General features: G+C 64.7%; 26 protein-coding genes. 15 read left to right on the top strand and 11 right to left on the bottom strand.

All coding sequences use genetic code 11. The annotated features are described in order from the left end of the window. Positions 1–138 precede the first annotated feature (138 nt). Positions 139–759 carry a J domain-containing protein gene (locus RQH62_RS11185; RefSeq protein WP_311268837.1) on the bottom strand — a complete coding sequence of 207 codons (621 nt, stop codon included), beginning with the start codon at positions 757–759 and terminating at the stop codon, positions 139–141. Positions 760–803: 44 nt separating this feature from the next. On the opposite strand from RQH62_RS11185, the gene RQH62_RS11190 reads away from it, so the two are divergent. Both RQH62_RS11190 and RQH62_RS11195 read left to right on the top strand, forming a co-directional pair. Further along, positions 804–1,091 (top strand): BolA family protein, encoded by a 288-nt coding sequence (locus RQH62_RS11190; protein ID WP_311268838.1) that lies wholly within the window; start codon positions 804–806, stop codon positions 1,089–1,091. Further along, positions 1,091–1,996, top strand: coding sequence for a pirin family protein (locus RQH62_RS11195; protein WP_311268839.1), 906 nt, complete (start codon positions 1,091–1,093; stop codon positions 1,994–1,996). The genes RQH62_RS11190 and RQH62_RS11195 overlap by 1 nt, the downstream gene beginning before the upstream one ends. Positions 1,997–2,019: 23 nt before the next feature. On the opposite strand, the gene RQH62_RS11200 is transcribed toward RQH62_RS11195, so the two are convergent. Next, positions 2,020–2,880, bottom strand: a complete 861-nt coding sequence (locus RQH62_RS11200; protein ID WP_311268840.1) for a zinc-ribbon domain-containing protein — start codon at positions 2,878–2,880, stop codon at positions 2,020–2,022. Between the two features lie 170 nt (positions 2,881–3,050). Here RQH62_RS11200 and ftsE point away from each other — a divergent pair, with 170 nt between their 5' ends. Genes ftsE through RQH62_RS11220 form a run of 4 tightly spaced genes read left to right on the top strand, consistent with a single transcriptional unit; the run spans position 3,051 to position 5,904 of the window. After that, on the top strand, positions 3,051–3,773 hold the full coding sequence (gene ftsE, locus RQH62_RS11205; protein WP_311268841.1) for a cell division ATP-binding protein FtsE: 723 nt from the start codon (positions 3,051–3,053) through the stop codon (positions 3,771–3,773). Beyond that, complete coding sequence (locus tag RQH62_RS11210) at positions 3,773–4,678, top strand: cell division protein (protein WP_311268842.1); 906 nt, start codon at positions 3,773–3,775, stop codon at positions 4,676–4,678. Before ftsE ends, RQH62_RS11210 begins: the two co-directional genes overlap by 1 nt. After that, complete coding sequence (locus RQH62_RS11215; RefSeq protein WP_311268843.1) at positions 4,675–5,208, top strand: YdcF family protein; 534 nt, start codon at positions 4,675–4,677, stop codon at positions 5,206–5,208. Before RQH62_RS11210 ends, RQH62_RS11215 begins: the two co-directional genes overlap by 4 nt. Before the next feature lie 9 nt (positions 5,209–5,217). Next, a complete protein-coding gene (locus RQH62_RS11220; protein ID WP_311268989.1) occupies positions 5,218–5,904 on the top strand; it encodes a lysophospholipid acyltransferase family protein in 687 nt (228 codons plus the stop codon). Positions 5,905–5,943: 39 nt separating this feature from the next. Here the strand turns inward: RQH62_RS11220 and RQH62_RS11225 are convergent, their stop codons facing one another. The 3 genes from RQH62_RS11225 to RQH62_RS11235 all read right to left on the bottom strand — a co-directional run bounded on the left by RQH62_RS11225 (position 5,944) and on the right by RQH62_RS11235 (position 9,342). Further along, positions 5,944–6,849, bottom strand: a complete 906-nt coding sequence (locus tag RQH62_RS11225) for a prephenate/arogenate dehydrogenase family protein (RefSeq protein WP_311268844.1) — start codon at positions 6,847–6,849, stop codon at positions 5,944–5,946. 4 nt (positions 6,850–6,853) lie between these two features. Beyond that, positions 6,854–7,951 carry a histidinol-phosphate transaminase gene (gene hisC, locus RQH62_RS11230; protein ID WP_311268845.1) on the bottom strand — a complete coding sequence of 366 codons (1,098 nt, stop codon included), beginning with the start codon at positions 7,949–7,951 and terminating at the stop codon, positions 6,854–6,856. A 431-nt stretch (positions 7,952–8,382) separates the two neighbouring features. Further along, on the bottom strand, positions 8,383–9,342 hold the full coding sequence (locus RQH62_RS11235; RefSeq protein ID WP_311268846.1) for a 2-hydroxyacid dehydrogenase: 960 nt from the start codon (positions 9,340–9,342) through the stop codon (positions 8,383–8,385). A 67-nt stretch (positions 9,343–9,409) separates the two neighbouring features. Here RQH62_RS11235 and RQH62_RS11240 point away from each other — a divergent pair, with 67 nt between their 5' ends. Beyond that, positions 9,410–10,546: a homoserine O-acetyltransferase gene (locus RQH62_RS11240; protein ID WP_311268847.1), complete on the top strand. Its 1,137-nt coding sequence runs from the start codon at positions 9,410–9,412 to the stop codon at positions 10,544–10,546. Further along, on the top strand, positions 10,543–11,136 hold the full coding sequence (metW, locus tag RQH62_RS11245) for a methionine biosynthesis protein MetW (protein ID WP_056692280.1): 594 nt from the start codon (positions 10,543–10,545) through the stop codon (positions 11,134–11,136). Before RQH62_RS11240 ends, metW begins: the two co-directional genes overlap by 4 nt. Position 11,137: 1 nt before the next feature. Here metW and RQH62_RS11250 read toward each other — a convergent pair whose 3' ends face one another. Together RQH62_RS11250 and RQH62_RS11255 are read right to left on the bottom strand one after the other, a co-directional pair. Further along, the gene (locus tag RQH62_RS11250) at positions 11,138–11,539 is read right to left on the bottom strand and encodes a PilZ domain-containing protein (RefSeq protein WP_311268848.1); all 402 of its coding nucleotides are present in this window, start codon (positions 11,537–11,539) and stop codon (positions 11,138–11,140) included. A gap of 106 nt (positions 11,540–11,645) precedes the next feature. Next, a complete protein-coding gene (locus RQH62_RS11255) occupies positions 11,646–12,260 on the bottom strand; it encodes a TetR/AcrR family transcriptional regulator (RefSeq protein ID WP_311268849.1) in 615 nt (204 codons plus the stop codon). A 158-nt stretch (positions 12,261–12,418) separates the two neighbouring features. Here RQH62_RS11255 and RQH62_RS11260 point away from each other — a divergent pair, with 158 nt between their 5' ends. Together RQH62_RS11260 and RQH62_RS11265 are read left to right on the top strand one after the other, a co-directional pair. After that, complete coding sequence (locus RQH62_RS11260; RefSeq protein ID WP_311268850.1) at positions 12,419–14,779, top strand: TonB-dependent receptor; 2,361 nt, start codon at positions 12,419–12,421, stop codon at positions 14,777–14,779. A 173-nt stretch (positions 14,780–14,952) separates the two neighbouring features. Next, positions 14,953–16,203, top strand: coding sequence for an MFS transporter (locus RQH62_RS11265; protein ID WP_311268851.1), 1,251 nt, complete (start codon positions 14,953–14,955; stop codon positions 16,201–16,203). Between the two features lie 159 nt (positions 16,204–16,362). Here RQH62_RS11265 and RQH62_RS11270 read toward each other — a convergent pair whose 3' ends face one another. Both RQH62_RS11270 and RQH62_RS11275 read right to left on the bottom strand, forming a co-directional pair. Beyond that, positions 16,363–17,940 carry a peptide chain release factor 3 gene (locus tag RQH62_RS11270; RefSeq protein ID WP_311268852.1) on the bottom strand — a complete coding sequence of 526 codons (1,578 nt, stop codon included), beginning with the start codon at positions 17,938–17,940 and terminating at the stop codon, positions 16,363–16,365. Positions 17,941–18,090: 150 nt separating this feature from the next. Further along, positions 18,091–18,981 (bottom strand): aldose 1-epimerase family protein, encoded by an 891-nt coding sequence (locus tag RQH62_RS11275; protein ID WP_311268853.1) that lies wholly within the window; start codon positions 18,979–18,981, stop codon positions 18,091–18,093. 125 nt (positions 18,982–19,106) lie between these two features. Between RQH62_RS11275 and RQH62_RS11280 the strand changes: the two genes are divergently transcribed. The 3 genes from RQH62_RS11280 (at position 19,107) to RQH62_RS11290 (ending at position 20,711) form a co-directional block, all read left to right on the top strand. Continuing rightward, entirely contained in the window at positions 19,107–19,631 is a 525-nt protein-coding gene (locus tag RQH62_RS11280) for a hypothetical protein (protein WP_311268854.1), read from the top strand. 80 nt (positions 19,632–19,711) lie between these two features. Beyond that, positions 19,712–20,152: a SufE family protein gene (locus RQH62_RS11285; RefSeq protein WP_311268855.1), complete on the top strand. Its 441-nt coding sequence runs from the start codon at positions 19,712–19,714 to the stop codon at positions 20,150–20,152. A 61-nt stretch (positions 20,153–20,213) separates the two neighbouring features. After that, positions 20,214–20,711 (top strand): hypothetical protein, encoded by a 498-nt coding sequence (locus RQH62_RS11290; protein WP_311268856.1) that lies wholly within the window; start codon positions 20,214–20,216, stop codon positions 20,709–20,711. A 149-nt stretch (positions 20,712–20,860) separates the two neighbouring features. Here RQH62_RS11290 and ggt read toward each other — a convergent pair whose 3' ends face one another. After that, positions 20,861–22,561 (bottom strand): gamma-glutamyltransferase, encoded by a 1,701-nt coding sequence (ggt, locus tag RQH62_RS11295; RefSeq protein WP_311268857.1) that lies wholly within the window; start codon positions 22,559–22,561, stop codon positions 20,861–20,863. Between the two features lie 127 nt (positions 22,562–22,688). Here ggt and RQH62_RS11300 point away from each other — a divergent pair, with 127 nt between their 5' ends. Beyond that, positions 22,689–23,018, top strand: coding sequence for a hypothetical protein (locus RQH62_RS11300; protein ID WP_311268858.1), 330 nt, complete (start codon positions 22,689–22,691; stop codon positions 23,016–23,018). Positions 23,019–23,045: 27 nt separating this feature from the next. Here the strand turns inward: RQH62_RS11300 and RQH62_RS11305 are convergent, their stop codons facing one another. Next, positions 23,046–24,098: a quinone-dependent dihydroorotate dehydrogenase gene (locus RQH62_RS11305; protein ID WP_311268859.1), complete on the bottom strand. Its 1,053-nt coding sequence runs from the start codon at positions 24,096–24,098 to the stop codon at positions 23,046–23,048. Positions 24,099–24,450: 352 nt separating this feature from the next. Between RQH62_RS11305 and RQH62_RS11310 the strand changes: the two genes are divergently transcribed. Continuing rightward, a complete protein-coding gene (locus RQH62_RS11310) occupies positions 24,451–25,392 on the top strand; it encodes a helix-turn-helix domain-containing protein (RefSeq protein WP_311268860.1) in 942 nt (313 codons plus the stop codon). Positions 25,393–25,447: the final 55 nt, after the last annotated feature.

Here is a 25,447-nt window from a genome sequence, read left to right on the forward strand (position 1 = left end):
GGGCTGCGCTGTCCTACATCCTGCCCTGATGCTATGAAGGCAGCCGGCTCTTTCTACCCATCGGCTCACCCCTCACATGCGCAGCAAAATTTCCTATTCCCGCACGATAATGTCGAAATATGCGGGAAAAGTGCGAAGTTAAGCGAAAACCGAAGCCTTCTTCAAATGACCATAGGCTTCGATCACGCTTTGCAACGCCCCTTCATGACTGCGATCCCCGCCATTATGGTCGGGATGATAGCGGCGCAGCAATTCGGTATAGCGCGTTCGCAACGCCTTGCGGTCGGCATTGATGGACAGGCCCATGACCGACATGGCCTTGCGATCCTCGGCCGACAGGAACTTCCCGTCCTGCCGCACTTGCGCGTCCGCCTTCGCCTTGGCCATCCGTTCCCTGAACTTGGCGCCGATCGCGTCGAGGGGGTCGGAAAAATCCGCCCATTTGGGCGGCGGGCTATGGGCGTTGGAGGAAAAGGCCCGCGTTTCCCGCTCCCACCCGGCAAAGGGGCGCTGTGCAGCGGCAATCTCATCGGGCGACATGCCGGTGAAGAAATTATAGCCCTGATTGAAGGCCTTCACATGCTCCAGGCAGAACCAGCGCCAGCGCGGGCCTTCGTCACCCGGCCGGGCGCTGCCCTCTGCCGGGGGCGCGCGGAACTCGCCCGGCTCCGGGCATCCGGGCGCGGCGCAGGGCCGGTCGCCCTCCACCCGGCCATGGAAACGGTTGAAACGGCGTGTCGAGAAAGGGTCGCTGCTCAAGATTGTCCTGATGATCTGCTGGCAAAGCAGCCTATATAGGAAATATGACCACAGACCTCAAAGGCCCCGTTGCCACCGAAATCGAAGCGCGCCTGCGCGCTGCCCTGACGCCCGAGCATCTCGCCGTCATCGACGACAGCGAAAAGCATCGTGGCCATGCCGGCCATGACGGTTCGGGCGAAAGCCATTTCACGGTGGAGATCGTGTCCGATCGCTTCACCGGCCAGACCCGCGTCGCGCGCCAGCGCCTCGTCAACGACGCCCTTGCCGATCTGCTCGCCGAAAAGGTCCACGCCCTTGCCATCAAGGCCCGTGCACCCGGAGAAGCCTGATGATCGCCGACGATCTCATCATCCAGACGATCACGCCCACCAGCCATGATCTGGGCGATTTCCGGGTGTACCGGTCCTTGCCGGTCAAGGGGCGTACGATGGTTGGCCCCTTCATCTTCTTCGATCAGGCCGGCCCTGCCAAGATCGGCGCGGGACAGGGGATCGACGTCCGCCCGCACCCGCACATCAACCTCGCCACCGTCACCTATATGTATGAAGGCGCCTTTCTCCACCGCGATTCCCTCGGCACGGAGCAGTTGATCGAGGCCGGCGCGGTCAATCTGATGACGGCGGGCAAGGGCATCGTCCATTCCGAACGCTCGCCCGACGATGAGCGGGTGAAACTGTCGAAGCTGTCGGCGATCCAGACCTGGCTCGCTCTGCCCGACCGGTTCGAGGAAATGGACCCCGCTTTCGAGCATGTGGGGGAGGGTGGCATGCCGGTGATCGACGACGGCCATGTCCGCGCGCGCGTCATCATGGGATCGCTCTGGGGCGAGACCTCGCCCGTCACCACCTATGCCCAGACCATCTATGCCGATATCCAGTTGTCGCCCGGCGGCCGGATCGCCATCGACCCGTCCGCCGACGAACGGGCTCTCTATGTATCGGGAGGCGACGCGGCGCTCGACGGCCGGATGCTGGCACCGCAGACGCTCTACGTCCTCCGCCCAGGCACATCGGCCACGTTGATGAGCGTCGATGGCGGCCGCGTCGTGCTGTGTGGCGGGGAGGCGTTCACCAGCCCGCGCCATGTCTGGTGGAACTTCGTGGCCTCGACCCAGGACCGGCTGATGCAGGCGCGTGAGGATTGGGAAGCGATGCGCTTCCCGCTGATCCCCGGCGACGATCAGGAGTTCATCCCCATCCCGCAGGGGCGTCCGAAGACGGTCAGCTATCCCTGACCGATTGCCCTATTGAACGCCAATTACTGGACGAAGGTCAGCGAGAGATTTTCGGCATTTTTCGGAATGTCGATCCGGCTCTCGTTGATCGACGCTTCCTCGCCGGGCTTCAGCCGCGTCTTGTCCGCCTTGGTGGTCCAACTGAACACCAGCCGGTTCTGCCGGTCGCGCAACTGCACCAGTACCGGCGGCACCGGCAGTGTCTGCGTCCCGCTGTTCACGATCCGCGCGCCAAAGGCGAAATATTCCTCGCCCGTCGGCAGCTTGCGGCGTTCCGCAGGCTTGGACAGGTAGAACAGCAGGTCGGGATCGCCCTCCTCGGCGACCAGGCCCATCGACACCATCCAGGCGGGCGGGCCGAAATAGGTGAAGGCGCCACCCAATGCGGCGACGATCAGGCAGAATCCGATCGCGGCATAGGTCCACAGCTTGATCGGATTGCGTCGTGCCTTGACGGCCGGGACAGGGACGAAACGGCTTTCCTCGACCGGATCAACCGGCGCGCCGGCATAGATGTCATCAAACCGGTGATCGGCAGGCGCGGTAACCGGCGCCGTCACGGATGCTGCGACTGACGGTTCGGCGACGACGGCGGCGTCTTCCACCACAACAGGATCGGCGGCGACCGGTTCGGGCGCGACGACGGGCGGAGGCGGCGGTGCTGTGGGCGGCGGCGGAGGCGGCGCAACGGGTTCGGGCGGCGCTATCGGTGCCGGAGCCTCGACCGGTGCGGCAGCAACGGGCGTTTCCCGTTCGGGCAGGACCGGCGGCGCCTGGAACCAGCTATGCTTGCAAGCGGCGCAGCGGACCTGGCGGCCGTTCGTACCGACGGCTGTGTCGGGCACGACATAGCGCGTCGCGCAATTGGGGCACACCAGGATCATTCCGCTTCATAGGCATGGCAGGGACTCGGGCGCAAGATGCCAACGACGACCCGAGTCATTCTGCCGCGACTCGTGGCATCGTGCGGCGCGGGCTTTACGGCGGGGCGCCCGCTGTGCCATGGCTGATGCTCCGGGAAGCAGGGAGCGCGACAGCGCGATAATATTCAGCCATGTCGGCCATCGTCCAGTTCGAAAATGTCGGCCTGCGCTATGGTCTGGACAGCGAAACCCTGTCCGATGTCAGCTTCTCGCTGGCCAGCGGCGGCTTCTATTTCCTGACCGGCGCATCGGGCGCGGGCAAGACGTCGTTGCTGAAATTGCTCTACCTTGCCCAGCGGCCCAGCCGCGGCGTCATCCGCCTGTTCGGCGAGGACGTGGTGACGCTTCCTCGGAAAAGATTGCCCGGCTTCCGCCGCCGCATCGGCGTGGTGTTCCAGGATTTCCGGCTCGTGCCCCATCTGTCCGCCTATGACAATATTGCCCTTCCGCTGCGCGTGTCGGGCATGGAAGAGGGCGAGATCGACGCCCCGGTGGCGGAGATGCTCAACTGGGTGGGCCTAGGCGATCGTCGCCAGGCGCGTCCCGCCACCTTGTCGGGCGGGGAGCAGCAGCGCGTTGCCATCGCCCGCGCGGTAATCGGCCGCCCGGAAATATTGGTCGCGGACGAACCGACCGGTAACGTCGATGCCGACATGGCTCGCCGCCTGATGACCTTGTTCGAGGCGCTCAACAGGTTGGGCACCACCATCGTCGTCGCCACCCATGACCTCCCCCTCATCGCGCAGGTTTCCGGGGCGCAGATGATGCGGCTGGACAAGGGGCGGCTGGCCGACCCCACCGGCACGCTGCGCTACCCGCCTCAGTCCCAGTCGAAACCGCAGGGCAACGCCTGATGCCCAGCCATGCAGATCGCAAGGCGTCTGCCGCCGCGCGCCATCGCCTGCTGCCAGGCGGTCGTCTGGCCGGGCCCATGCCGTGGATCATCGCCATCATGATGTTCCTGACCGTGCTGGCCGCGGCCGCTGGCCTCGGCCTGGGCGCCGCTGTCCGGTCCATGAGCGCCGACCTTGCCGGCCGCGCCAGCGTGCAGGTGGTGGAGGCCGACGCACAGGTCCGCGCGCAACTGGCCGGCCGGACCCTGACGGCTCTGCGATCCTCCCGCAGCGTGCGCGCCGCCGAGCCGGTCGATCCGGCGGCGCTGGCCGACCAGTTGCGCCCCTGGCTGGGCGATGCGGCGACCAGCGGCGACCTGCCGGTGCCAGCGCTGATCGACGTTATGCTGACGCCGGGCGACGCAGAGGCCAAGATCGGTGGCTTGCGCCGCCTGCTCGCCGATGTTTCGCCCAAGCTACGGATCGAGCCGCATGCCGCCTTCCTGCTGCCGCTGGCCGGACTGCTGACGGCATTGGGCTGGCTGTCGGCGGGTGTCGTGCTGCTGATGATTCTAGCGACCGGCGCGGTCGTGGTGCTGGCAGCGCGGGGCGCACATGACAGCCATCGCGGCACGATCGACGTGCTGCACCTGATGGGATCGACCGACGTGCAGATCGCCCGACTGTTCCAGCGCCGAATCGGCCTCGACGCGCTGATGGGCAGCGCGCTGGGCTTCTCCTTTGCCGCGCTCGTCATCCTGCTGATCGGCTTGCGCCTTGCCGCCACCGGGTCGGATCTGATCGGTGCGGTCGAACTGGATATGCGCGGCTGGCTGATTCTTGTGGCCCTGCCGATCTTCGGCGTGCTGCTGGCGACGTTGACGGCGCGCTGGACGGTACTGCGCGCCTTGGGCCGGGCACTGTGATCGTCCGCTTCGTCGCCATTACGCTGCTGGCCTGGATGCTGGGCTTTGCCTGGTTCGGGATCTTCCTGCCGCAGCCGCTGGACGGGCGGCAGACCGACGCCATCGTCGTGCTCACCGGCGGGGCGGGCCGCATCGACCGGGGCATCGCCCTGTTGCAGGATGGTGCGGCCAAGCGGATGCTGATTTCCGGGGTCGACCGCTCGGTCCGTCCGGTGGAACTGGCCGTGCAATACAAAGCGCCCGAAAGCCTGTTCAACTGCTGTATCACGCTGGGTCGGGAAGCGATCGACACGCGCTCGAACGGGCTGGAGACGGCGCGCTGGCTGGAACGGCGTGATTACAAGACCGTCCGCCTGATCACCACCGACTGGCATATGCGCCGCGCTGCGCTGGAACTGCGCCAGTCGATGCCCGACGGCAAGGTCACGATCGTCTATGACGCGGTGCCCAGCCGCCCGAGCCTGACCATATTGGCGCGGGAATATAATAAATATCTGCTGCGGCGCATCGCCGCGCTCATCGGTATCTGATCGGACCTTATCTTGACCGTCATCCGTTCGCTTCTCTTTGCGCTGGCCTTTTACACCGGCAGCCTGATCTTCGTGTTGTGGGCCATGGCCTTTGGTTGGACCACGCCGTTGATGGTGCAGAACACCGCGACCAACTGGAGCCGGTTCCACCGCTGGTGCGTCCAGCAGTTGCTGGGGCAGCGGATCGTGGTGGAGGGCGACCTGCCGATCGGTCCCTATCTCTATATCGCAAAGCATGAATCCATGTTCGAGACGATCGACATGCTGTGCCTGTTCGACCGGCCGGCGATCGGCGCCAAGCGGGAATTGTTCGATATCCCGCTCTGGGGCGGCATCGCCCGCCGCTATGGCCTCATCCCCATCGAGCGCGCCGCCGGGGCGAGCGCGCTGCGCGTCCTGCGCGCGGCGGCGAAGGACCGGATCGGGCAGGGCCGCGCCATCTGCCTCTTCCCCGAAGGCACCCGCGTCCCCCATGGCGAATCGCCGCCACTCAAGGCGGGGTTCGCCGGTCTGTACAGCCTGCTCGGCCTGCCCGTCGTGCCGATCGCCATCGACAGCGGGCGGGTGTCGCCGCGCGGCAAATTCCTCAAACGTCCCGGCACCATCACCTACAAGGTGGGGGAGATCGTTCCGGTCGGCCTGGACCGCAAGGAGGCCGAGGCGCGGGTCCATGCGGCGATCAACGCGCTCAATTAAGCCGGGCCGGCTAAAGTAGGAAAGCGATTTTAAGCCGCTTCAGTGCGACCGGCCGAAGTCCGGCTTGGCGTCGTCCTGGCCCTGTTCGATGATCGACCGGCGGATCGCGCGGGTGCGGGTGAACAGGTTGAACAGCGCGTCGCCGTCATTCCAGCGGATCGCCCGCTGCAACGCAGACAGATCCTCAGAGAAGCGCTGAAGCATTTCCAGCACCGCGTCCTTGTTCGCCAGGAACACGTCGCGCCACATCGTCGGATCGGATGCGGCGATGCGGGTGAAGTCGCGGAAACCGCCGGCGGAATATTTGATGACTTCGCTCTGGGTCACATTTTCCATGTCGCTGGCCGTGCCGACGATGGTGTAGGCGATGAGGTGCGGCAGATGGCTGGTGACCGCCAGCACCAGATCATGATGCGCCGGGTCCATCACCTCCACATCCGCGCCGACGCGGCGCCATAGTTCGGCGACCCGTTCGACGGCGGTCGGATCGGCGTCGGCGGGTGGGGTGACGATGGACCAGCGGCCCTTGAACAGGGTCGCAAAGCCCGCTTCAGGCCCGCTATTTTCGGTGCCGGCCACAGGATGCGCCGGGATGATGGTCCGTCCCGGCAGCGCGGCGTTGAGCTGCGCCAGCACATCCACCTTGCAGGAACCCACATCGCTGACGATCGCGTCGGCCGGCAGGTCGTCGGCGATTTCCGCCGCAGCCGCGCCCATCGCCCGCACCGGTACGCACAGGATCACCAGATCGGCGTCGGTGACGGACGCGCCCGCCGTGTCGGTGACATCGTCGGTCAGGTCGATCCGCCGGGCGGTTTCGCGCACGGCGGGATCGGCGTCATAGCCGGTCACGCGCACGGTGGGCATGTCCGCCCGGATCGCGCGGGCGAGCGAGGAGCCGATCAGCCCCAGGCCGATGATGGTGACGCGCGCGAACGGCAGCATGGGCTCAGGCGGCCTCCGCCATGGCGCGCAGCTTGGCCGCGACGGCGCGGTTCTGCGCCTTGGTCCCGATGGTGATGCGCAGGCCGTTGGGCAGGCCCTGACCGGGCAGCCAGCGGGTGGCATAGCCTTCGTCCCACAGCCCCTTCATGGCGGCTTCCGCAGTCAGCTTGCCGTCGAACAGGATCAGCAGGAAGTTGGTCTTGCTGGGCACCGCGCGCAGGCCGTGATTGGACAGCGCAGCGACTTCGCTCGCCAGCCAGTCGCGCCAGCGGGCATTGTGGGTGCGGCTGAACGCGACCCATTCGCTGTCGCCGATCGCTGCGATCGCCGCTGCCTGACCCGCTGTCGTCACGTTGAACGGCGCGCGGATGCGGTGGAGGATGTCGATCACCTCGGGCGAGCCATAGCCCCAGCCGATCCGTTCGGCGGCCAGGCCATAGATTTTCGAGAAGGTGCGGGTGACGAGGATGTTGGACGCGGTCTTCGCCAGTTCCAGCCCGCCGTCATCCTCGCCCTCTTCCAGATATTCGGCATAGGCCTGATCCAGGACGAAGAGGATGTCGGGGCGCAGCCCGGCATGCAGGCGGGCAATCTCTTCCCGGCTGGTCATCGTGCCGGTCGGGTTGTTGGGGTTGGCGAGGAAGACGACCTTGGTCCTGTCCGTGACGGCGGCGAGCAGGGCATCGACGTCGGTCGCATAATCCTTGTCCGGGGCGATGACCGGCGTCGCACCGACGCGGCGTGCGGCGATGTCGTAGACGGCAAAGCCATAGCGGACATAGAGGATTTCATCGCCCGGCCCGGCATAGGCGGAGGCGGCGATATGCAGCAGTTCGTCGGACCCGGTGCCATAGATGATCCGGTCGGGATCGAGGCCATGGACGGCGCCGATCGCCGCGCGCAGCTTTTCCGCGGCGGGATCGGGATAGGTTGCCATGTCGGCCGTCGCGGCGACGAAGGCTTCGCGCACGGCCTTGCTGGTGCCGAGCGGATTTTCGTTGGCGCTCAATTTGATGAGGGGACGGCCGTCGTCGGCCGCCGATTTGCCCGGCACATAGGCGTGAATGCCGAGAATCCAGTCTTTGGGAGCAGGCTTTGTCATGGGTGCGGGCTTTAGCGGCTTCCGGACGAAAGGCAAAGTGGGTGGAAGGGCGACAGCGACGCGACAGGCGAAGTTCACACCGTTGCAGGGGTAAAAAGGGGCCGAAGCGCTCGCGAGGCTTTCGCGAAGCCTCTCCCAGGCGCCACGGACGCGCCACCTGCGCGATGCGGAAGTGACAGCAGCGCGCCATCGACGCGACCGCTGGACGACGCGAAGCGACGGCTGCGCGTCTGTCTTGCGACAGGGAGGCGACACGGAAAAGGGCGAGGGGGGAGGCTGTCCATCGGACAGGGTAGATCAGAGGAAATCCTACATTGGAAGCATGTTGGATGGCTTGCGGCCGGGCCGTTAGTGAATGGCAGCGAGCATTTCTAAACCCTCTCCCGTGAAGAACGGGAGAGGGTTTAGAAGGTGGCGCCTCCCCCCCCCCTTTACACCACCGGCGTCAGCAACGGCTTGCCCGCGAACCATGCATCCAGATTGGCGAGGACGAGGTCGCCCATCGCCTTGCGCGTGTGGGTGGTGGCGCTGCCCTGATGGGGTTGGAGTACGACCTGGTCCATCGCGATCAGCGCTGGCGGCACATGGGGTTCATGGGCGAAGACGTCCAGTCCGGCGCCGGCGATACCGCCTTCGGACAGTGCGGCGATCAGGGCATCCTCGTCGATCACGCTGCCCCGGCTGATATTGACGATCACACCATCCGGGCCGAGCGCGTCGAGCATGGCGGCATCGACCAGCTTCGCCGCCTCCGGGCCGCCCGAAGTGGCAACGATGATGACATCGCTTTGTTGTGCGAAAGCGATCGGGTCGGCGACATAGCGACAGGATGTGTCAGCCGCTTCGCGCCGGTTGTGGTAGAGAATTTCGCCAGCCACCGGTTCCAGCCGCGCCGCAATCGCGCGGCCGATGCGGCCAAGGCCCAATATGCCGATGCGCTTGCCGGTCACCCGGCCGGACAAGGCCGGCCTGATGCCCCGCGCCCAGTCGCCCGCGCGCAGCATGCGGTCGTTGGCGACCATGTTGCGCACAGTGGCATAGAGCAGGCCGACGGCAAGATCCGCGACATCGTCGGTCAGCACATCGGGCGTATTGGTCAGGCGGATGCCCTTCGCACGGGCGTGATCGACATCGACCTTGTCATAGCCGACCGAGAAGAGGCCGATCATTTCCAGCTTGGGCAGCGCGTCCATGATTGCGGCCGATGCGCCGACCGACCCGAAGCTGACCAGCGCGCGCGCCGCCCGCACCTGTGGGGGCAGGGCGGTAAGGTCGGCGTCTGCCGCTACGGCATGAACAGTGAAGCGGCGGGCCAGCTCGGCGTCCATATAGGGGTTCAGGGGGCCATAGGCGACGATCGGGGGGCGGAAGGCATTGGTCATGCCGGCCATCTAGGGACTGTGCCGCCGATGCGCCAGATTGACAGAGTGGGGCGGCGGTCCTAGCCCCGCCTGCATCATGGCCAGCGTTCCCATCAGTGAAGACAGCCGTTTCGGTCTGCGCCGGCAGGCCCGCCTGACCGGTCCCCTGCATCTGTCGAGCGGCGCGCTGCTTGGCCCGGTCGATATCGCCTATGAAACCTATGGCACGATGAATGCGGACAAATCCAACGTCATCCTGATCTGCCATGCGTTGACCGGCGACCAATATGTCGCGTCCGACCATCCCGTCACCGGCAAGCCCGGCTGGTGGTGGCGACTGGTCGGGGAGGGCAAGCCGGTCGATCCGGCGCGCCATTTCATCGTCTGTTCCAACGTCATCGGCAGCTGCATGGGGTCGTCTGGCCCGGCCAGCATCGACCCAGCGACCGGTGAACCGCATGCCATGCGCTTTCCGGTGCTGACCATCGCTGACATGGTGCGCGCGCAGGCGGCGCTGCTCGATCATCTCGGCGTCGATCGCCTGTCCGCCGTCATCGGCGGGTCGATGGGCGGGATGCAGGCGCTGACCTGGCCGACGCTCTTCCCCGATCGGGTTGAAAGCTGCGTGGTCATAGCCTCCACCGCGCGGCACAGCGCGCAGAATATCGCCTTTCACGAGGTGGGGCGGCAGGCGATCATGGCCGATCCGAACTGGCGCGGTGGCGATTATTATGCCGACGGGCAGGTGCCGAGCGCGGGCCTCGCCGTCGCGCGCATGGCCGCGCACATCACCTATCTGTCCGAAGCGGGGCTGACCGAGAAATTCGGGCGACGCTTGCAGGGGCGCGACGCCAAGACATTCGGTTTCGACGCGGATTTCCAGGTGGAAAGCTATTTGCGGCATCAGGGGCTGAGCTTCGTCGAGCGGTTCGACGCGAACAGCTATCTCTACATCACCCGCGCGATGGATTATTATGACATTGCCGACGATCATGGCGGATCGCTGGCCAAGGCGTTCACCGCGACCAAGGCGCGCTTCTGCCTCGTCAGCTTCGATACCGACTGGCTCTACCCCACCACCGAATCGCGGATCATCGTCCATGCGCTCAACGCATCGGGCGCGCAGGCCAGTTTCGTGGAACTGTCCAGCCCGTTCGGCCATGATGCCTTCCTGCTGGAATGTCCCGAACTCAACCGGGTGGTGGACGGATTCCTGAAAGGCGGCCGGGCATGAGCGAGACCCTGCGCCCCGATCTGGCGCTGATCGCACGGACGGTGCGGCAGGGCGCGCGCGTGCTGGACGTGGGCTGCGGCGATGGCGCGCTGATGGCGGCGATGCGCGACAATGCGCAGGTGGACGCGCGCGGGCTGGAGATTGACGGGTCGAACGTGGCCGCCGCGGTGGGCCGTGGCCTGTCGGTGGTGCAGGGCGATGCCGACACCGACCTTGGCTATTATCCCGACGCCAGTTTCGACTATGCGATCTTGAGCCAGACGTTGCAGACGACGCGGCGGCCGGACCTGGTGGTGGAGGAATTGCTGCGCATCGGGCGACAGGCTTTCGTGTCCTTCCCCAATTTCGCGCATTGGCGCGGGCGGATTTCGCTGCTGTGGGGCGGCCGGATGCCGGTGACGCGGCTGTTGCCCGACACCTGGTATGATACGCTCAACATCCATCATGTCACAGTCGATGATTTCCGCGCGCTGGTGAAGGAGCGCGGCTGGACCATCGACGGGCAATGGTTTCTGAAGGGCGACAAGGAAACGACGCACGCCAACGCCAATCTCTTCGCGGAGCATGCGGTGTTCCTGCTGCGCAAATAGTTTAGCGAGCCACTCCTGCCAGCCGCTGACCGAAGGACGTGGCGCGGCCGCGTGGCGTGTAGCGCTGGAAATGCGCCAATCCGGAGGTGAGGGCGGCAGCATAGACCGGGCGATCGGGCGATTTGGGCGGCACCGCCTTCAGCACCGCATCGACATCGACCGGTTCGTCAAATTCCATGCCGAAATGACGGTCAGCAGTCCAGACGACGCGGCCCGGCATATCCGTTTCGCCCCGCGTCACCACGATGCGGACGCCCACACCGGGCGATTTGCCCTGAATGCGGGCGCCGCCGGCGGATATGTCGCGGATGCGCACGACTTGCTTGGCCGACAACGGCTCGCCCAGGTTGAGATGGGCGTCCATGAAGACATTGGAGCGCTTGGCGCGTGGGGGGAGGTCCATGATCCTTCTCGCATGATGGTTGGTCATGGGAAGGAGTCTTGAGGAGGGCGGGTGGTTGCAGGCGTCTCGCCAGTCCGGGGCTGCCGTGCGGCGGATGGAGCCCGTGTCAGCGCTGCGGGCCGATGCCCTTTTCGATGAGGGCGTTGGCGATGGCGGCGACCTCTTCGGCGGAGCGGCTGTCATCCCATACGCCGTAGCGCAGGCCGAGGAAGACGTTCATGCCCATGATCGCCCAGGCATGGACTTCCTCCACATCGGGGCGCACGTCGCCGCGGGCGGCGGCGGCGGACAGACGGGCGGCCATGCGGCTGGCGGTATTTTCATAATGGGCGCGATAGGCGACGGCATCGACGAACTCGGATTCGTCGATGATGCGGTAGATTTCCTTGTGGGTGCGGGCGAACTCCAGGAAACTCAGCAAGCCGATCCGTTCCGCGTCGATGCCGTCGCGCGCCTGTGCGATGCGCGGGGATACATAGTCGCGCACCTGCCCCGACATGTCGTTCACCAAGGCGCGGAAGATATCGTCCTTGGTATCGAAATAGGTGTAAAAGCTGCCGAGCGCACAACCAGCGCGGCGGGTGATGCCGCTGATCGACCCATCATGAAATCCCTTCTCGCCAAATTCCGCCGCAGCGGCCGACAGCAGGGCGCGACGGGTGCGTTCGCCGCGCGCGGTACGGGGCGTCTTGTCGTCCTTTTCGGCGCCTTGCTCGGTCATCTCCACTCCTGATTATGTGTATTTTTTGCCGCACCGGCGCACTGTCGTCCCCAGCCCCTTATTTCAAGTTGAAAGCTGGTTCAACTTTCATTATCGAGTTGGCAAGGCAAAGCGACCCGGCAGACCGGGCGCGCCATTTCCAGGAGAGGACCGACCCGATGAAGGCCCATCAGACCATCCGTGCGATTGCCCTCGCTTCCGCCGCGTGGGGCGGCATGATTGCGTTGCCTGCACTGGCGCAGAACGCCACGCCGCAGGCCGCCGCCGACGAGGATGGCGCAGCGATCGTCGTCACCGCGCGCCGGCGCGAGGAGACTCTGGTCAGCGTGCCGATCGCAGTCAGCGCCTTTTCCGGCGAGGCGCTGGAAAAGGGTGGCGCGATCGACATTACCGATCTGGCCAACATCACCCCCAACACCACGCTGGAGGCATCGCGCGGTACCAATTCGACCCTGACCGCCTTCATCCGCGGCGTGGGCCAGCAGGACCCGGTGTCGGGATTTGAACAGGGCGTCGGCATCTATCTGGACGATGTTTATCTCAACCGGCCGCAGGGTGCGCTGCTCGACATCTATGATGTGGAGCGGATCGAGGTGCTGCGCGGACCGCAGGGCACGCTCTACGGCCGCAACACGATCGGCGGCGCGGTGAAATATGTCACCAAACTGCTGCCACAGGATTTTTCACTGAAGGTGAAGGGCACTTACGGAAGTTACGATCAGGCGGATGGCCTGATCAGTGTGTCCGCGCCGATCAGCGACCTGATCCGCGTCGGCGGCGCCTTTGCCCGCCTGTCGCGCGGCGGGTTCGGCAAGAACCTCACCACTGGTCAGGAAAATTACAACAAGGATATCTGGGCCGGCCGCGCCACCTTCGAAATGGGCGGCTATGGCGAGCCGGTGCTGGTGCGCATCACCGGCGACTATACCAAGGACAAGAGCAATCCGCGTGGCGGCCATCGGCTGATTCCGGGGCAGGCATCGGGCGCGCCGGTGCTGGGCAACGTGTTCGACACGCGCGGCGGGCTGGTCGATCCCCGGCAGCAGGTGAAAAGCTATGGCCTGTCGATGAATATCTCGGCGGAATTGAACGATGTCTTCACGCTCAAGTCGATCAGCGCCTGGCGCAAGGATGACAGCGCGTCGCCGATCGATTTCGACGCGCTGCCCGCCGTCGATGTCGACGTGCCGGCCTTCTACCGCAACGAGCAGCTCAGTCAGGAAGTGCAGTTGCAGGTCGATGCCGGGCCGCTGAAGGGCATGATCGGTCTCTATTATCTGGATGCCAGTGCCGACACGCAGTTCGACACGCGTATCTTCACCACGCTGGCGGGCCTGACGGCGTTCACGCAGGCCGATGTCGACACCGAAACCTATGCGATCTTCGGCGACTTCACCTATGATTTCAGCCCGCAATTCAGCGTGTCGGCGGGTGGGCGCTATACCTGGGACGAGCGGCGCGCGGCGATCCTGCGGCAAAGCTATCTGGGTGGCGGGTCGCCGGTGTTCGGTGGTGCGGGCCTGCCGTTTGGCGCGCCCAGCACCGATTTCCGGGGATCGGCCAAATATAAGAAATTCACCCCGCGCTTCTCCGTCAGCTACAAGCCGACGCAGGATCATAATATCTATTCCAGCTATTCCAAGGGCTTCAAGGGCGGCGGCTTCGATCCGCGCGGCGTAGGCACCAATGCGCCGGACCTGAATGGCGACGGCATCCGGCAGGATAGCGAAATCGCCTCCTTCCTCAGCTTCCGCCCGGAAGAGGTCGACAGCTATGAGGTCGGCTACAAGGGCAATTTCATGGACGGCGCGCTCTATGTCGCCGTCGCCGGTTTCTATGCCGATTATAAGGATGTGCAGATTCCGGGGTCGGTCGCCTGTACCGTCAATGTCGGCGGCGTGGCGACGCCGTCCTTCTGCGGCATCGTGTCCAATGCGGGCAAGGCACGGTTCAAGGGGCTGGAGTTCGAGAGCAACGCCCGCCTGGGGCGTGACCTGCTGTCGAGCGGCGACCGGTTGAACCTGTCTACCGCGATCGGCTATATCGACGCGGAATATCAGGAATATATCACCAATATCGGCGGTGTGCCGACCGACGTGGCGCAATATCGCCGGGTGCAGAATACGCCCAAATGGACGGCGAGCGGGACGCTGAGCTACAACACACCCATCGGCGAAGGCAGCCTCTATGCCGGGACGACGGTGTCATGGCGGTCCAAGACCTATCAGTTCGAAATCCCCAATCCCTATATCGACCAGAGCGGCTATGCGCTGTGGGACGCCAGCATCGTCTATACCGCGCCCGATGATCGCTGGTCGCTGGGCGTCCATGGCAAGAATATCCTGGACAAGGAATATAAGACGTCGGGCTACACCTTCGTCGCGGCCAACCCGGTGACAGGCGCGATCATCAACAATGCAGCCGGTTTCCCGACGCCATCATTGGGGCGTGAGGGGACACTGACCGCCTTTTACGGCAATCCGCGGCAGGTGTTCGTGACGGGCACGTTGAAGTTCTGAGTTGGCACCGGTTTGGACACTGAAATTCCGTTCGCCCTGAGTAAAGGCTGAGCGAAGCCGAAGCCTTGTATCGAAGGGTTGTGCGCTACATCGGTCCTTCGATACGCCACTTCGACTTCGCTCAGTGGCTACTCAGGACGAACGGATATGGAAATGGTTCACAGGAAACCCACATGACCGACCGAACTACCTCCCCCGCCTATCGCGGTGTCGTGCTGGCGATGCTGCTGCTGGTCTATACGTTCAACTTTCTCGACCGGCAGATCCTCGGCATCCTCGCCGGGCCGATCAAGGCGGAGCTGGGGCTGAGCGATACCCAGCTGGGCGCGCTGGGCGGTATCGCATTCGCCCTGCTCTATTCGACGCTGGCAATCCCGCTGGCGCTGCTAGCCGACCGGACCAGCCGGACATGGGTCATCACCGTCAGCCTCGCCATCTGGAGCGGCTTCACCGCGCTGTGCGGGGTCGCGAGCAGCTTCACCCAGATGTTCCTGTTCCGCATCGGCGTGGGTGTGGGGGAGGCTGGCGGCGTCGCGCCATCCTATGCCGTGATATCCGACTATTTCCCGGCGCATCAAAGGGCGCGGGCGCTGTCCATCTATTCGCTGGGCATCCCCTTGGGATCAGCGGGCGGCGTGCTGCTGGGCGGCTATATCGCACAGGCGGTGGAATGGCGGACGGCCTTCATTGCGGTCGGCGTTCTGGGCATATTGATCGCGCCGATCTTCCGCCTTGTCGTGCGGGAGCCGGCGCGCCCGGTGCAGACAGGCGGTGCCGTGCCGGTCAGTGCCGTGTTCGGCATCCTCGCCGCCAAGCGCAGCTTCTGGATGCTGGCGCTGGGCGCGGCGTGCAGTTCGATGTGCGGCTATGGCGTCGCCTTCTGGTTGCCCAGCCTGCTGATGCGCAGCTTCGGCCTCGACATATTGGGCGCGGGGCAGTTTCTGGGCGGGCTGCTGCTGATCGGCGGGGTCGCGGGCGTGTTGCTGGGCGGGTTTCTGGGCGACGCGATGGGCGGAAAGGACAAGGCCTATTATGCCTGGGTGCCGGCGGTCAGCTATGTGGTCGGGATGCCCCTGTTCGTGGTCGGCGTGCTGTCGAGCAGCGTGACCTTCGCCTTCGCCCTGTTCCTGATCCCGCAGGCGCTGGTCTATGTCTGGCTGGGGCCGGTGCTGACCGCCGTGCAGCATCTGGTGCCGCCGCATATGCGGGCCAGTGCGTCGGCGACCTTCCTGCTGATCAACAATCTGGTCGGGCTGGGGCTTGGGTCATGGAGTGTCGGCGCGCTGTCCGACGCGCTGACGCCGACCTATGGGGTCGAAGCGCTACGCTATGCGATCGTCGCGGCGCTGGGCTTTTATCTGCTGGCGGGGCTGTTCATGGCGCTGGCGGGCAAGGCGCTGCGCAAGGATTGGGTGACGGCCTGAGCCGCATAAGTGAGACAGCGAGTTGGACAGGCAAAACGATAGGTGTAATTTCATGAATGGGCGGAAGCAATCTACCCATTCATGATTTCAAATCACCAATCAGCCTTTTTATTTTCGCATTCTGCGAGCCGTTGGCCGTTCCAGCCGACTTCAGAATGCTTAGCGTTCTTTCGTCGCGCTGAACTTCACCTTGGGGTGGCGTTCCTGCTGGTAACCGATGTCCCAGGCGCTGCGGGCCATGAAGACGAGGTTTCCGTCGCGGTCTTTGGCCATGTTGGCGCCGTTATAGCTGACCAGATCCTTCATCGCGGCTTCGTCGCCGCTGATCCAGCGGGCGGTGTCGAAGGGCGAGGGTTCCAGGCCCGCCGCGACCTTATATTCGGCCTCCAGCCGGCTGATCAGCACTTCAAGCTGAAGCTGACCGACGACGCCGACGATCCAGTTGCTGCCGATTTCCGGGTAGAAAACCTGAATCACGCCCTCTTCGCTGAGGTCGTCCAGCGCCTTGCGCAACTGCTTCGTCTTGGTCGGGTCTTTCAGCTGGACGCGGCGCAGGATTTCCGGCGCGAAATTGGGCAGGCCGGTGAAGCGCAGGCCGGGCTTTTCGCTGAGCGTATCGCCCACGCGCAGCGCGCCATGGTTGGGGATGCCGATGATGTCGCCGGGAAACGCCTCGTCCGCCAGTTCGCGGTCCTGCGCGAAGAAGAGGATCGGCGAGTGGACGGCGAGCGGCTTGCCCGATCCCGACGGCGTCAGCTTCATGCCGCGGCGGAACTTGCCGGACACGAGGCGCATGAAGGCGATGCGGTCGCGGTGCATGGGGTCCATATTGGCCTGCACCTTGAAGATGAAGCCGGTGACTTCGCTCTGGTCGGGTTCGACGGCGGCGGGTTCGGCCGGCTGCGATCGGGGCGCGGGGGCATGGGCGGACAGGGCGTCGATCAGCTCGGTGACGCCGAAGAGCTTCAGCGCCGATCCGAAATAGACCGGGGTCAGGTCGCCCGCGCGATAGCGGTCATGGTCGAATTCGGCATAGCCGCCCTGCGCCAGTTCCGCCTCTTCGCGCAGCCTGCCCAGCGCGCGGTCGGACAGATGATCGGCCAGCTTCGGGTCGTCCAGGCCGTCAAACTGGTGGCGGGTGCCGTCAAATTCGCGGCTGGGGCCGGTCGGCTGCATCAGTCGGTTGGTGGCGAAATCGTAGATACCTTCGAACTCGCCGCCCATGCCGGCGGGCCAGCTCATCGGGCAGACGTCGAGTTGCAGCTGGTCGGCGACTTCATCGAGCAGGCCGAAGACTTCGCGGCCTTCGCGGTCGACCTTGTTGACGAAGGTGATGATCGGCAGGTTGCGCAGGCGGCAGACTTCGAACAGCTTGCGCGTCTGCGGCTCGATGCCCTTGGCCGCGTCGATCACCATCACGGCGGAATCCACGGCGGTCAGGGTACGATAAGTGTCTTCGCTGAAATCTTCATGGCCCGGCGTGTCGAGCAGGTTGAAGGTGATGGTTTCGCCATCGCGGGTCCGCTCGAACGTCATGACTGAGGAGGTGACGCTGATGCCGCGCTGCTGCTCGATCTTCATCCAGTCGGAGCGAGCACGGCGGTTGGCGCCGCGCGCCTTGACCTCGCCGGCCAGATGGATGGCGCCGCCTTCCAGCAGCAGCTTTTCGGTGAGCGTGGTCTTACCGGCGTCCGGGTGGGAGATGATCGCGAAGGTGCGGCGGGATGGGATGGTCATGACAGTTCCAGAAATATCAACAGCCGTTCGTGCTGAGTAGGGACTGAGCATGGCGAAGGCCCATATCGAAGCACCCGCGCGAAACCCATCCTTCGATACGCCGCTTCGACAAGCTCAGCGGCTACTCAGGACGAACGGAAAGCGGGCTACTTAATCGCCAATCAGCGTCACGTCCATGCGGAAGCTGCGGGCGTCGCCCGGCAGCAGCGTCATGATGCCCTGCTTGGCCCAGACATCGCCGTCGAAGCCGACCAGATCGGCCATCCCGGCCCAGGGTTCGACGCACAGATAATGGGCGCCGGGTTTCTGCCACAGGCCCAGCCAAGGCGTGTCGGGAAAGTCGATCTTGAGGTGCGGCCGGCCCGGCACGCCCCATGTCAGCGATCGGCTGGCGAGATCGTCCCAGATCAGCGCGTCGCCCTCGAACATTGCATGAGCCGGGGCGAGCGTGTCGCCGTCCACCGGAGAGGGGGCATTCTCAAGGGCGATGAGGCCGGGTTCGTCGCCGACCTTGCGGATCGGGGCGGATTCGGGCTTTTCGAAGCGGATGCGATGATCCTCCACGGCGCCGCCATAGGGGAGCGGCCAGGCGAAGGCGGGATGATAGCCGAAGGAGAAGGGCATGGGGGCCTCTCCCCGGTTGGTGACGGTCGCGGTCATGCGCAGCGTGGCGCCTTCGATGGCAAAGCGCATGTCTAGGCGGAAGTCGAAGGGGTAGATGGCGCGGCTTTCGTCGTCCGCCTCCAGCCGCAGAGTGATGCTGGCATCGTCCTGCGCCACCGGGGCGAAGGGGCGGCGGCGGGCGAAGCCATGCTGGGGCATGGAATGTTCCTGCCCGTCGAGGCGGTAGACGTCGCCGCGCGATCGGCCGACGAAGGGGAAAAGCAGGGGGGCGTGGCCCGTCCACCAGCGCGGATCGGCATCGGTCATCAGCGCGCGGCCCTCACTGTCCGTCAGCGACCAGAGTTCCGCGCCGAGCGGGTCGATAGTGGCGGACAAGGCGGGAGAGGCGATGGTGAAATGCGGGTCGGATGCGGACAAGGATGGGCCTCCTGCATGGGGATGGGCCTCGCATAGCGGGGCTGCATGTAGCTGTCTCCTTCGCTGTTCGTTTCGGAAGGGAACCGATGGCCGTGATCGCTGGTTTTGCGGAGCGGAGGATCATCATGAAATCAATCGCAATCGTAACCGCTCTGGCGCTGCTCATGCCCTGCGCCGCGCTCGCCCAGAATCAGGACCAGTCTGCGGACAAGGCCAATCAGGAAGAGGCGAAGAAGAAAGAGGGCAATCTGGACAAGGCGGGCAAGATCGCGACCCAGCCGGCCCGCGACGTGGGGCTGGACAAGGAGGAGATTCCCCCGATCCTGCTGAAGGCGGTGGAAAATCCCTATGCCGCACCGCCATCGCGCACCTGCAAGGGGTTGAAGGCGTCGCTGGGCGAATTGAACGCCGTGTTGGGTGATGATTTCACCGTGGGCGCCACGGCGAACGAGAACCGCACCGGCAAGATTGCGACGGCGGTCGGCAAGACGGTGGTCAATTCGCTGATCCCCTTCCGGGGTCTTGTGCGCGAAATCAGCGGCGCGGCGCCGGCCGAGCGGCGCTTGCAGGCAGCCGTGACGGCGGGCATCGCGCGGCGCGGCTATCTGCGCGGCATGGCAGCGGCCAAGGGGTGCAAGGTGGTAAGTTAAGCCGAAAGTCTACATCCTCTGTTCGCCTGAAGCGAACAGAGGATGCGAAAGCGGCTTCCGCTCGGTCCAATTGCCCCTATATGGCTCGCATGACCGACCTGCCGAACCTTGCCGATCTTCAGGAAGAATATGAATTTCTCGATGCGGACGATCGCTATCGCCTGCTGATCGATCTGGGGCGCGGGCTGGAGGATATGCCCGACGCGCTCAAGACGGACGCGACTTTGGTGCGCGGCTGTTCGGCGGCGGTGTGGGTTTATCCTACCGTGCTGGATGCCGATTCTGACAATGGGGGCAGGCTGCATTTTCTGGCGGACAGCAATGCGGCGATCACCAAGGGGATCATCGCGCTGGTGCTGCTGACCGTGCAGGACCGCGCGCCGGCGGACATCGCGGCAGCCGATATCGAAGGCGCGCTGGCGCCGTTCGATTTGAAGAACCAGCTCAGCTCCAATCGGACGCAGGGCATCCCCAACATGATCGCGCTGATCCGCGAGACGGCGGGCCGCTACACCGCCTGAGGAAACCGCAGGCCGGTTCAGACATTATCCTTCCGTAACTATATCGGAAGGACATGACGCGATGCGCGCCATCATGATGATTGCGGTCGTTGCCACGCTGGCGGCCTGCGGCGACAAAAAGCCCGAGGGACCGACCCAGCGCGAGCAGATCGGCCAGGTATGGAAATATGAAGGGGCGGAAGGCGGCGGCCGGCCCAAGGTAGCCTATATCGGCAGCGCCAACAGCGTACAGACCATGACCGCGCCGGACACATTTTCGGTGTTGCTGGTCCAGCCCTTGAAAGAGGGCGGGGCGGACGTGACGGTCAAGCTGGTCGGCGCGCCCTTCACCTGCGACCTGTCGGATTGTCGGATCACGGCGGTCACCGATGACGGCAAGAAACATGAGTGGCAGGGGCGGATGGCGACCAACGATGACGGCATCGCGATCGCGCCGTCGCAGGGTGCCTATGCCATCATCAAGGACGCCAGGAGCCTGAAGGTCGACCTGATCGTGGACGGCAAGACCCAGACCGTGCCGTTCGAATTCAACGTGGCAGGGCTGGATTTGAAGGGGTAGAGCTAAATTTGGATCACCCAATTTCCGTTCGTCCTGAGCCTGTCGAAGGACGTTGCGCGCGTCCTTCGACAGGCTCAGGACGAACGGATCAGATATAAAGCGCGCTGCTTGGCTCTTCATCGCTTCGCTCCGCTCGCAATGACGTACTTTTATTCCTGCAACGAAACCCCCGGACTGCGCGGGTCGGCGGCGCCCTGCCAATGGCCATCGGGCAGGCGTTCGGCGGCATTGGCCTTCAGGCCCATGCGGTTGACGCTGACGCGATGGCCGAGCTTCTCCAGCGGTCCCTTCATCGCCTCCAGCGACGTGCCCTGTTCCAGCACCAGCCCGTCGCCGTTGAAGAAGACGAGGCCGTGGGCGATCGAATCCTGCGCGGACAGGCCCCAGTCGAAATGGGCGATCAGCGCCTTGGCCACCTGCATGATGATGGTCTTGCCGCCCGCCGCGCCGACGGTGAAGATCGGTGTGCCCTTGTCGTCATAGACGATGGTCGGCGACATGGAGGAGAGGGGGCGCTTGCCCGCCTCCACCCGGTTGGCGACCGGCTTGCCGTCCTTTTCGGGCGTGAAGCTGAAATCGGTCAGTTCATTGTTCAGGATCACGCCATTGGCGATCAACTGGCTGCCGAAGAAGCTTTCGATCGTGGAGGTCCAGGCGGCGATATCGCCATTGCGGTCCACCGCGACGAAATGGCTGGTGCCGCTTTCGGGCTGGGGCAGCGAGGCCGTGCGCGGCTGGGCGCCGGGGGGCGTGCCGGGCTTATAGGCACCCAGAGCCTTGTTCAGGCGGATGAGCGAGGAGCGTTGCTTGAGATAGGCGGGGTCGATCATGCCGCTGACCGGCACGGACACGAAATCGGGATCGCCCAGCCATGTGTCGCGATCGGCATAGGCCAGCTGCATCGCTTCGCCGATCACATGCCAGCTGCGCGGATCATCCTTACCCCATTGGGCCAGCGGGAAGCGCTCCACCATGCCGAGAATTTCCAGCACGGTGACGCCGCCGGCGGACACTGGCCCCATGCCGCAGACGGTATAGGCGCGGTAGTGGCCGCAGACCGGCTTGCGCGGTTTGGCCTGATAGCCGGCGAGGTCGGCTTCCGTCATCGGCACCGGATTCTTGGGTGCGTTGGTGACGGCTTGGCTGATCAGGCGGGCATTTTCGCCGGTGTAGAAGGCGTCCGGACCTTCCGCCGCAATCCGCTTGAACAGGGCGGCGAGCGGCAGGTTTTTCAGGTGCGTGCCGACCGGCGGCGGTGCGCCGTCGATCCAGAAGGCTTTCTGGATTTCGGGGAAATCGGCCCAGATACCCTGCGTGGCGCGCAGTGCGGTAGCGGTGCGTTCGCCGAGATCAAAGCCGTCTTCGGCATAGCGGATCGCGGGCGCGAACAGATCGGCCCAGGGCAGCTTGCCCCATTTTTTGTGGGCGTCCCATGCCATGCGCAGATTGCCCGGCACGCCGGCAGAATAGCCGCCCGGCCAGGCCTGCATGAAGGGCAGGGGTTTGCCGTCCGGTCCCATGAAGCGATCGGGCCGCGCGGCGGCGGGCGCGGTTTCGCGGCCGTCGATCGATTCCAGCAGGCCGGTCGTGCCGTCATGGTGCATCAGAAAGCCGCCGCCGCCGATACCGCTATTATGCGGTTCCACGACGTTCAGCGTCAGCATCATCGCGATCGCGGCGTCGGTGGCGCTGCCACCCTGACGCAAAATCTCCTGCCCGGCCTGAGCCGCGCGCGGATCGGCGGCGGAGACGGTGGCGTTGGTCGATATTGGCTCGCGGGCGAGAGCGGGCAGGGGTGCTAGGACGGTGAGGGCGAGCGAGGCCAGCAGGCCAGAAAGGCGAAGGATCATGCCAGTTACCCTAGCCATAAGGTTGCCTGCCGCAACCCTTTCAATTGACTTGGGCCCCCAAGCATTTTGAGCCGTTGTAGGGGATTTTCGCTTGCGGGGCAGGCTCCGTTGCCGTTGATGTTTGATCATGCACATGTCCAGTCGATCCATCATTATCGGGCTGACCATATTACTGGTTGTAGGGTTTGCCGTGCTCGTGACTCTTTATCCTCGTGCAAATCTACCGCTTGTGCGGCGGGACGACACAGCTTGGGTGGAAAAAGCCCGGAAGGATGCGCGCGCAATCTTTCCTGAAGCCGCGCAGGAACGAAAGACTTTCCCGATGGTCATGCGCCTGTCGGATCGGATTTGCGTCGACCTGCGATCGACGGCGGCAGACGGGGCTGGATCTTATCTGGCCTGCTATGAAGCCCGCACCGGCAAGAAGGTTGAGGAGCATAGCATGGGCGGCTTCTGAACTGCCCCAAGCCGCCGCGGCTATGGATCAGGCGTCGACGCCCACGATCTCTGCCACATTCTTCACCCCATCCCGCGCCATCAGCGCCTTCAGGCCCGCGTTGATCCGCCTGGCGAGGTACGGCCCTTCATAGACCAGGGCGCTGTAAAGCTGGACCAGCGATGCGCCGGCGCGGATACGGGCATAGGCCTGATCCGCATTGGCGATGCCGCCGACGCCGATCAGCGGCAGGCGGGTGCCGAGCAGGCGACGGAAGTCCCGTAGCCGATCCAGCGACAGGTCGGTCAGCGGCGCGCCCGACAGGCCGCCCGCTTCACCGGCATGGGCCGATTTGAGTGCGGGGCGGGTGATGGTAGTGTTGGACACGGTCAGCGCATCGACGCGGTGGTCGAGGCAGGCAGCGGCGATATCTTCCACATCGGCCGGATCCAGATCGGGTGCGACCTTCAGAAAGATGGGCGTGGTATCGGTGCCACGCGCCGCCATCACGGCCGACAGCAGGTCGTCCAGCGCTGCCCGGCCCTGCAAGGCACGCAGGCCCGGCGTGTTGGGAGAGGAGATGTTGACGGTCAGATAATCGGCCAGCGGCGCCATGACGCGCACGCCGGTGGCATAGTCGGCTACGCCGCGCCCGGCGGCCGTCGCGTCCTTGTTCGCGCCGATATTGATGCCGATGACCGGGCCGTCCCCTTTCGGCTGGCGATAGCGGGCGATGCGGTCGGCCGCGGCGCCCTGACCGCCATTGTTGAAGCCGAAGCGGTTGATGACGGCGCGGTCCTCCACCAGCCGGAACAGGCGTGGCTGGGGATTGCCCGGCTGGGCCAGCGGGGTCAGCGTGCCAAGTTCGGCAAAACCAAAGCCCAGGCCGTGCATCTTGTGCGCGATCCGCCCATCCTTGTCATAGCCCGCCGCCAGGCCGACCGGGTTGGGGAAACGGATTCCGGCGACCACCGACTCCAGCATCGGATCGGGGGCGAGCGGCGCGGGCGTCGGCATGAAGCGCAGCGCGGCGATCGACAAATGATGGGCGCGCTCGGCATCCAGAGCGAAGAGCAGCGGGCGGATCAGGCGGTAGGACATGCGCCAAGCCTATGCCAGCGGACCGCCTATTCGTCGAGAGGCTGTTGCCATGCAGCAACAGCGACCCCTCTTGGTTATTTCATGACAAGAAACGTCATGAATGAGACCGTTTGCAGCGGAAAAATGTCCGTTTCATCCAATAAAGTTGCTGTGATTCGGGCGTAAAGCCGCCTTGCGACCCGAAGGCTCTCAGGCCTATGGCCTATGAGACCTTTTACTGACCCGGCGATGAAAATCGCCGGGTCATTTTTTTGGGCCATGGCTGCTAGCTGTCGAAAAACTTTACGATTTTCCCTTTCGGACGCTTGCGCCGCCGTCGCGTTGGCGCATAGTGATCGGCAGGGGTGAAAAGATGGGGTCGCATCACAGCGAAAATGCGGCACGCGCCATAGCGCTGCCGGATGACAGGGGGCCGCTATCCTACGCGGTGGATGCGGCGCAGGGGCCGGTGCGGTTGCGCTATTTCGCGCCGCCTTCGCATTTGCGTTCCTATTTCGGTTCGCTCTACTTCTTTACCGTGTCCGCTGACCATTATGCCGACGCCACCCGTGCCGATGTGCCACAGTTGCGGTTGATGCTGGAGGGCGGCGGTCATTATCAGTTCCAGGACGGAACGGCGATGGCGACGCCCGACGTCTGCCTGCTGGGGCCGACCATGGGGGCCACGCGTTTCGTGCTGGACCGGCCGCTGCGGCTGATGGGCATTTCCCTGCTGCCGGCGGGATGGATTGCGTTGCATGGCGGCGATGCCAGCAGTCTGGCCGATCGGCTGTGCGATCTGGCAGCGGAGCGGGGCGAGGTCCATCATCGCCTGTTGGAGGGGCTGCGCGCACTGGGCGATGATGCCGATGCAATGGCGGCGCTATGCTGGGCGGAATTGGGGAAGCTGGTCCGCCCGTTGCGCCCGGCTACATGGGCATTGCTGGCGGCGATCGACGCCTGGCTGGTGGACGAAGGGTCGCCCAAAATCGAGACATTGGCCGAGGCGACCGACCTGTCGCCGCGCCAACTCGCGCGGCTGGCCAATAAATATTATGGCGCGCCGCCCAAGCTGCTGGCGCGCAAATATCGAGCGTTGCGCTGTTCGGCGCGGATCGCGCTGGATGGCGACAGCTGGCAGCAGCTGTGCGAGGAGGGCGGCTTTTACGACCAGTCGCACTTCATCCGGGAGATCAAGCATTTCATCGGCCTGACCCCGCACCAGTTGCAGACGGAGCCGTCGGCGGTTGCGCAACTGACCCTGCTGCGGCGCTCGCTGGGCGGCGATGTGGCGGTTTTGAACCGCCTGAGTTAATCGCGCCCAAGCAAAATTTCCTTGATTAACGGTCCGCTTGCGACCACATGCGCCC

Origin of the sequence: Sphingobium sp. WCS2017Hpa-17 (assembly GCF_031843765.1) — a bacterium.
In the GTDB taxonomy this organism is placed as follows: domain Bacteria; phylum Pseudomonadota; class Alphaproteobacteria; order Sphingomonadales; family Sphingomonadaceae; genus Sphingobium.